We start from the raw sequence: 5484 nt of genomic DNA on the forward strand, positions 1-5484 counted from the left end.
AAAGAGGATACACCTGTTCCCATTCCGAACACAGAAGTTAAGCTCTTTAGCGCTGATGGTACTTGGTGGGCAACTGCCTGGGAGAGTAAGACGTAGCCACGTAATCTTTTTTTGTGTGTAAATTTATACGGTTTTTAATAGATAAAGCTATAGATCAAGGCAATTATACCTATTTCTATAGCTTTTTAGTTTATATAAATTAATTAACGACAAATATCTAATATAAAATTATTTAACCTATCTAATCCTTTTAAGAAGAGTTTATCGTTGCAAGCAAAGGATATGCGTATATAATCATCCATACCAAAAGCTATTCCAGGAACCACTGCTAGTTGGTAGTTATTTAGAAGGTCATTACAGAAACCTATAGAAAAACTTTGATCATATTTAAGTTTATCTCGTAAATCAGATATGTTTATGAAAACATAAAAAGCCCCACTAGGATATATGTAATTTATATTTGGAATAGAATTTAATTTATCACATATTAAATCTCTTCGATTTTTATATTCTTTTACCATGTCATTTATATCATTAGAACAATCTTTTAGAACTCCATAAGCAATGTATTGTGAAGTTAAACTTGGATGAGATACCAAATGTCCTTGTATAGTACTTATTGCTTTTGCAATGGTTTTATTTGATGCAGAATACCCTAAACGTAAGCCGGTCATAGCTGCAGATTTAGAAAATCCGTTTATAGTAATTGTTATATCTTTTGCTATAGGACTAATAGAAGCTATTGATATAAAATTATTATCAAAACATATTTTTTCGTATATCTCATCTGCAAGAATATAAATACCATGTTTTGAGCATATGTCTACAATTTCAGACAGTTCTTCTTTTGTATAAATGCTACCAGTAGGGTTTGATGGATTATTTATTACAATAAGTTTTGTCTTATTAGTTATATATTTATGAATTTCTTTAGGATCTACTTTAAAGTTATTTTCTTTTTTTGTTTCCATAAAAACAGGAACAGCATTTACTAGTTTTACCATTTCGGGGTAACTAACCCAATAAGGTTTAGGAAGTATTACTTCATCTCCAAGATTAGTTAAAGCAAGGAGTGTGTTTGTTATACAATGCTTAGCACCACTAGAAACTACTATTTCATCAAGTGAATAATCACAGTTATTTTCATTGAGAAGTTTAGTACAGATTTCTTCTCTTAGAATTTTAAGACCTGGAACTAAATCATATTTAGTGCAATTTGTGTTTAAAGAATTTATACCATGAAATTTCGCATTATTAGGAACATTAAAATCAGGTTCACCGATACTAAGATTTATTACATCAATACCTGAATTTTGCATTTCACTTACTTTTGAACTTATTCCTATTGTATAGGATGGTGTTATAGATGATAATCTATTAGATAACATAAAAATCCTCCTTCTATATTAAATGAAATTATAGATTTAAATTATTACTCTTGGATAATAAATATACTATTGTATCAAGGTTAGTAATTTAATTACATTTAAATTGTAATTAGACAATATATTGTTAAGTATATTGAAAATAGAATCTATAAGATTAAGCTGATATATATCTAATGATATTTTTATACATAGATAAAAATTTTAAATTAATACAATTATTTATAGTGTATCTACACTAAAATTGGTTAGTTTATATATAGGGACTACATATGATTTTATGATTAGATTATATGAACATAATTTTTATACTTAAGTATATTATACTACGATTCTAAAAATTTATATAAAAAATATTAAAAATATTTGTTTTTTTTAGAACTATTACAAACGCTTATGTTCAAATTATCCACATAGCATTTGCAAGGTTTACGGTTAGTTTGACTATTCTGTACAAATTTGGTAATCTAGTTAAGTGATAATTTAGGCAGTCCCTTTAACAAAGTTAAAGGGGATTTTTTTAAATTTAATACACTATATGTAGTGGTTAGACAATAAATGTAGTACAATATATAGTAATAGGGGGCGTTTTTAAATGATAAATTTTGTAAAAAAGAGAGATGGAAGAATTATACCATTCAACGAAGATAGAATAACAAGGGCCATATTTTTAGCAGCTAGTAATGTTGCTGAAAAAGAACATAAGATGCCTGATTATAAACTTTCAGAAGAACTAACGCAAGAAGTTATAAAATTAATAAATAATAAGTTTATCAACTCGATACCTGGAGTAGAAGATGTACAAAACACAGTAATTAAAGTTCTTATAGAAACAGGACATGCCAAGACTAGTGAAGAATATATAGTTTATAGAAACGAAAGAAGTAGAATAAGAAATTCAAAAACTAGATTAATGAAAGCGATAGAAGAGATAACTTTTGAAGATGCAAATGATGCAGACATAAAAAGAGAAAATGCGAATATAAATGGAAATACAGCCATGGGTACTATGCTCCAATACGGTAGTACAGTATCAAAGGAATTCTGTAAAACGCATTTATTAAAACCGGAACATTCATCTGCGCATGATAAAGGTGATATACATATACATGATATGGACTTTTTAAATATGGGAACATTAACTTGTTGTCAAATAGATCTTGCAAAGTTATTCAAAGATGGATTTTCAACAGGACATGGATTCTTAAGAGAGCCAAATGATATAATAAGTTATTCAGCTTTAGCAGCAATAGCAATACAAAGTAATCAAAATGATCAACATGGAGGACAAAGTATACCATTCTTTGATTATGGATTATCTGAAGGTGTATATAAAACATTTAAGAAATTATATATAAATAATTTATCTAAAGCACTAAAATTATTTAAAGGAATAGATAATAATGATGAAATAAAGTCTATGGTTTATAAAGTAGAAGAAGATACAAATACAAAAGTAGGTATAATAAGAAATGAACATTACTTATCTAAAGAAAGTATCGAACTTAAGGAAAAATTTGATTTAGACGATAACTTTGTTAAGACTATACAGGACTTTGCTTTTGATGAAGCATATAAAGAAACAGATAAAAGAACATATCAAGCTATGGAAGCATTTATTCACAACTTAAATACTATGCACTCTAGAGCAGGTGCACAAGTTCCATTCTCAAGTATAAACTTTGGTACGGATACCACAGAAGAAGGAAGAATGGTTACTAAGAATGTTCTTTTATCATTAGAAAGAGGATTAGGAAATGGAGAAACTCCAATATTCCCTATATTAATATTTAAAGTTAAAGAAGGAATAAGTTTAAATCCAGAAGATCCTAACTATGATCTATTTAAATTAGCATGTAGAGTATCAGCTAAGAGATTATTCCCTAATTTTAGTTTCCTAGATGCTCCATTTAATGCTAAGTATTATCAGGAAGGCAGACCGGAAACTGAAGCAACATACATGGGATGTAGAACAAGAGTACTTGGAAATGTATGTGGAGAAGAAGTGGTTAGCGGTAGAGGGAACTTATCATTTACTACAATCAATCTTCCTCGATTAGGTATAAAGCATGGTATGGTAAACAATGAAAATGTAGATATAGATAAATTCTTCGGAGAATTAGATGAAAAAATAGATTTAGTTATAGAACAATTAGTAGAGAGAATGGAAGTTCAAGGAAGTAAAAAAATGAAAAACTTCCCGTTCTTAATGGGTCAAGGTATATGGAAAGGTTCTGATGAATTAGGACCAGAAGACAATTTAAGTGAAGTTATAAAGCAGGGAACTTTAACTATAGGATTTATAGGATTAGCGGAATGCCTTATAGGGCTTATGGGTAAACATCATGGAGAAAGTGAAGAAGCTCAACAATTAGGAATCAAGATAGTATCTCATATGAGAGAAAGAATGGAACAAGCAAGTGAACAGTATAAATTAAACTTCTCATTAATAGCTACACCAGCAGAAGGATTATCAGGAAGATTTACACGTATAGATGAGAAAGCATATGGTATTATAGAGGGAATTACTGATAAAGAGTATTATACTAACTCTTTCCATGTTCCAGTTTATCATAAAATAAGTGCTTTTGAGAAGATTAGACTAGAAGCACCTTATCATGAATTTACTAATGCTGGACATATAACTTATATAGAGTTAGATGGTAGTCCATCTGACAATTTAGAAGCATTTGAAACTATTATAAGAGCTATGAAAGAACAAGGAATAGGGTACGGAAGTATAAATCATCCAGTAGATAGAGACCCAATTTGTGGATTCTCAGGTGTAATACAAAGTAATATATGCCCTAAGTGTGAAAGAAATGAAGACGAAAGTGATATAAAATTTGAGAGAATAAGAAGAATAACAGGTTACTTAGTTGGAACTGTAGATAGATTTAATAATGCAAAACAAGCAGAGGTTCGTGATAGAGTAAAACATAAATAATTGTAAGAGGGGGAGAACTGGGTATGAAAATAAGAATATCATCTTCTGTAACATTTGATAGTATAGTAGATGGGCCAGGTTTAAGAATGGTAATTTGGACACAAGGATGTATTCATAATTGTAAGGAATGCCATAACCCTCAAACTCATAACTTATGTGGAGGATATGAGATTGATACAGAAGAAATAATAAATAAAGTAAAAACTTTAAAACTCCAAAGAGGAATAACATTGTCGGGAGGAGAGCCCTTTTTACAACCAGAAGCACTAGAAGAAATAGCTAAAGAAGCTAAAAATAATAAATTAGATGTGTGGTCTTATACTGGATTTACAATTGAACAACTTTTAGATACCAAAAATCCTGAGCATTTCAAGAATTTAAATTTACTGAAACAAATAGATGTATTAGTTGATGGAAAATTTGAATTGGATAAAAAAGATTTCACTTTAAAATTCAGAGGTTCATCTAATCAAAGAATAATAGATGTTCCAAATAGTTTGAAATATAAAAAAATTGTTTTATTAGAAGAATATATGCAAGAGGAATTATGTGAAGCTAAATAAATAAAAAAGAGTATAAATCATTAAAATAGATCCTATATAGTGGACACATATAAAAACGTGTCTATTTATGTAGGGTATTTTTTTGTACAATTATACTAAGGAGTGGTGGATTTAGTGAAGTATATTAAATTTCATCATAAGATACAGCGATTAAGTTATTAAAACTGATGTATTAATATATAAACAGAAATAAAATGGAAGGAATTATATATACTTAAACACTTAAAATATACGAAAAATAAAAAATATTTTGTTAATAATTGTGTTAGTAATGTGGATAAAAAAAATAGATGGTTTGAATTTTTTGTGGATAAATAGTAAGGATAAAATTATAAAAAAAATATCTATAAAAAATATTAAAAAAGTATTGACTATAAAAATAAAAAATGGTAAAGTATTACTTGTCCTTAAGAAAAGGGCAAACAACAAAAACAAAATAACAATATAAATCGAAAAGGTAAAAGCCTAGAAGATTAATTGTTAAGTATGAACTTTGAAAATTAAACAGTAGGTTAATTTATAGAATTTGAAACAACCAAACATAAAGCCAGATATATAACAGTATCTGAGCCCTAGATAAACTTTTATT

At 28.2% G+C, this 5484-nt stretch carries 3 protein-coding genes and 1 rRNA gene; 3 read left to right on the top strand and 1 reads right to left on the bottom strand.

What is annotated here, in order from left to right; all coding sequences use genetic code 11:
• Positions 1-102 (top strand): 5S ribosomal RNA (gene rrf, locus AC11VW_RS08015); the annotation flags it as partial.
• A gap of 101 nt (positions 103-203) precedes the next feature.
• Here rrf and AC11VW_RS08020 read toward each other — a convergent pair.
• The gene (locus tag AC11VW_RS08020; RefSeq protein ID WP_484300888.1) at positions 204-1388 is read right to left on the bottom strand and encodes a pyridoxal phosphate-dependent aminotransferase; all 1185 of its coding nucleotides are present in this window, start codon (positions 1386-1388) and stop codon (positions 204-206) included.
• Between the two features lie 592 nt (positions 1389-1980).
• On the opposite strand from AC11VW_RS08020, the gene AC11VW_RS08025 reads away from it, so the two are divergent.
• Positions 1981-4332 (top strand): anaerobic ribonucleoside triphosphate reductase, encoded by a 2352-nt coding sequence (locus AC11VW_RS08025; protein ID WP_484300889.1) that lies wholly within the window; start codon positions 1981-1983, stop codon positions 4330-4332.
• A gap of 23 nt (positions 4333-4355) precedes the next feature.
• Positions 4356-4895: an anaerobic ribonucleoside-triphosphate reductase activating protein gene (gene nrdG / locus AC11VW_RS08030; RefSeq protein ID WP_484300890.1), complete on the top strand. Its 540-nt coding sequence runs from the start codon at positions 4356-4358 to the stop codon at positions 4893-4895.
• Positions 4896-5484 lie beyond the last annotated feature (589 nt).

Source organism: Romboutsia sp. (genome assembly GCF_056995035.1).

Coding starts and splice junctions, on each gene's coding strand:
- nrdG (WP_484300890.1), top strand. CDS start 4,356: ATGAAAATAAGAATATCATCTTCTGTAACATTTGATAGTATAGTAGAT.
- AC11VW_RS08025 (WP_484300889.1), top strand. CDS start 1,981: ATGATAAATTTTGTAAAAAAGAGAGATGGAAGAATTATACCATTCAAC.
- AC11VW_RS08020 (WP_484300888.1), bottom strand. CDS start 1,388: ATGTTATCTAATAGATTATCATCTATAACACCATCCTATACAATAGGA.